The sequence below is a fragment of the Novosphingobium sp. genome (assembly GCF_025351285.1).
Lineage (GTDB): Bacteria > Pseudomonadota > Alphaproteobacteria > Sphingomonadales > Sphingomonadaceae > Novosphingobium.
Genome location: NZ_JANXWG010000160.1, coordinates 1 through 2,741, shown reverse-complemented (window position 1 = coordinate 2,741; position 2,741 = coordinate 1). Strand labels below are relative to the sequence as shown.

The window sequence follows — 2,741 nt, the reverse complement described above, 5'->3', positions numbered from 1 at the left end:
GCGGGCCTCAAAATCCGCACGATGCGCCTGCCCGACACCTTCCAGGACCACGACGCGCTCGACGCCCAGTACGACACCGCCAGGCTGAATGCGCCCCAGATCGTCGAAACCGTCCTCAACGCGCTCAGGCACAATTCAGCCGGCGTGGAGGAAGCAAGGGCTTAGGTCGAAGCTGCCCTAAACCACCCCCGTTCGTGTCGAGCGAAGTCGAGACACCCCAGCGCTGTGTCAACGTGTCTCGACTTCGCTCGACACGAACGGATGAGGCGCGGCAAGCCCATTTGATTGCGCGCTAATACTGTCGAACTACTGCCAGGAAGGCATCGCCATAAGCGTCGAGTTTCTTGGTGCCGACGCCGCCGATGTCTGCCAATTCGCTCCGACCAGACGGACGCCGGGCGGCGATTTCGCGCAGGACTGCGTCGTGGAAGATCACGTAAGGCGGCACGCCGGCTTCCTTGGCGAGATCGCGGCGCAGCGCGCGCAAGGCGTCGAACAGCGGATCGCCGATGGGGTTGAGCGCTGCGCCGGTCGATCCCGCTGACGCGCCTTTGCGGCGCCGGCCCTCGCGCGGAGGCTGCGCGATCAGCGACAATTCGCCCTCACCCTTGAGCAGCGGTCGTGCCGCCGGGCCAAGCATCAATCCGCCGTGTTCGGTCGTGCGCAGCGCGTCCTGTACCAGCAGCGCGCGGATTACGGGCTTGAGCAGCGCCGCCTCCTCGCCCAACACGATCCCGAACACCGAAAGCGATTCGTGGCCTGCTTTCTGGCTGCGCTCGCTCGATTGGCCCGTCAGCACGCCTTCGACATAGCCCGCACCGTATTGCTGGCCGGTGCGGAACACGGCGGAGAGCACCTTTTGTGCGGTGACGCTGGCGTCGAAGGATTTGGGCGGGTTCAGGCAGTTGTCGCAATTGCCGCAAGTCTCGGGCGGGTTTTCGCCGAAGTGGCGTAGCAGGATCGCGCGGCGGCAGGTGGGGGTTTCGACCAGCGCGCCCAGCGCGGTCAGCCGGGTGCGTTCGCCGGCCAGGCGACTTTCCTCGACTTCGCTCAACCGCTGGCGCGCGCGGGCGAAATCGTCGGCGCCCCATAGCAAGACTGCCACCGCCGGATCGCCATCGCGGCCGGCGCGGCCGGTTTCCTGGTAGTAGCCCTCGATCGACTTGGGCAGTCCGGCGTGGGCGACGAAACGCACGTCGGGCTTGTCGATGCCCATCCCGAAGGCGACCGTGGCGACCATCACCATGTCTTCGGAGGCGACGAACGCGCTCTGATTGGCGGCGCGGACGTCGGGGGGAAGGCCTGCGTGGTATGGAAGCACCGTCCGACCATTTGGGCGGCCACTCGCGCCCAGCGATTGCGCCAGCCGTTCGACCCCGGCGCGGGTAGGAGCATAGATGATACCAGGGCCGGGCTGTTCGGCGAGCAATTGCGTCAACTGGCGCTGCGGGTTGTCGCGCGGTTGGATCGTGTAGCGGATGTTGGGCCGGTCGAACCCGGCCACGATCAGGCCGTTGGCGGGCAGGCCGAGTTGCTGGAGGATGTCGTCGCGGGTGTGCGCATCGGCGGTGGCAGTGAGCGCAAGCCTGGGCACGCTGGGAAACTGATCGAGCAAAGGGCGCAGCAGTCGGTAATCGGGGCGGAAATCGTGGCCCCATTCGGATACGCAATGCGCCTCGTCGATCGCGAACAGGTTGATCCGCGCTTCGCTCAGCAGTTCGCGGAAGTGCGACTGGCTGGCGCGTTCGGGCGCGACGTATAGCAAGTCGAGATCGCCATCGCGCAACCGCGCCACGGTTTGCGCGCGGTCGGTGTCGACGCTGGTCAGCGCGGCGGCGCGGATGCCGTTGGCCGTGGCGCTGCGCAACTGGTCGTGCATCAGCGCGATCAGCGGCGAAACGACCACGCAAGTGCCTTGCATCATCACGGCGGGCAACTGGTACGTCAGCGATTTGCCTGCGCCGGTGGGCATGACCGCGAGCGTCGATTGCCCCGCCAGCACGCGCCCGACCACCTGGTCCTGCACCCCGCGAAAGGCGCTGAACCCGAAGGTGGCGTGGAGCGCCCCAAGCGCGCGCGAAACGGGCGCGTCGTTCGGATCAGCTTGCGTGGCGGTGGTCATTCTTGCCGCGCCCTAGCCGAGCCGGGCGCGCTTGCCAAAGTCAGCGTGGCATTCGGTCCACAACGGTCTCTTCCGCGTGAGTGAAGGCCGAACGCTGGCCGGGATCATGGTCGGGCACCTGGGTGGTGAAGAAAGCCACGCCGCGCCCGCTCGCGGGATCGAACCACAGGCCCGAGCGCAACCCGTAGGCCTCGCCTGCGTGTCCCATGCGTTGGTGTGCATCGGCGAAAAGGCCATCATGGCAGCCGGCCTCGCCGCTGCCGATCAGTTGCACGCCCAGCCCGAAGGCGCAGAAGAAGCCCTCGGCGCCCGGATCGTCCTGCCGGTTGGCGCCGGTGAAATGCCATTGCGCGCGCGTCATCTCGGCGAAGGTTTCGGGCCGGAGGAAGCCGCGCCCGCCGCGCGCGAGCATCTGCCCGATCCGCGCCAGATCGCGCATCAATATGCGCAAGCCGCCTTGCGGCGAGAACAGCGCGCCGTTCCAGCCGGGGGTGTAGGCATCGAGTGCGCATGGTGCGGTGTCGGCGGTCAGCACCGGGCACGGCGGCGCGATGCCGTGGAGATCGTCTTTCGCGACTGCGCCATTGTCCCGATAGAGCACGACTGCGCGGGCGATCGT

The 2,741-nt window shown here is 67.3% G+C and carries 2 protein-coding genes; both read right to left on the bottom strand.

Features of this window, described 5'->3' with window-relative positions; genetic code table 11:
• Positions 1-292: 292 nt before the first annotated feature.
• A complete protein-coding gene (gene recQ, locus Q0R16_RS19425) occupies positions 293-2,122 on the bottom strand; it encodes a DNA helicase RecQ (RefSeq protein WP_295640301.1) in 1,830 nt (609 codons plus the stop codon).
• Positions 2,123-2,162: 40 nt separating this feature from the next.
• Positions 2,163-2,741, bottom strand: a 579-nt coding sequence (locus Q0R16_RS19420) for a serine hydrolase (RefSeq protein WP_295640298.1), incomplete at its 5' end; no start/stop codon positions are given.

Bases quoted from the DNA above. Each gene is read 5' to 3' on its own strand.
- recQ (WP_295640301.1), bottom strand. From the start codon at position 2,122: ATGACCACCGCCACGCAAGCTGATCCGAACGACGCGCCCGTTTCGCGC.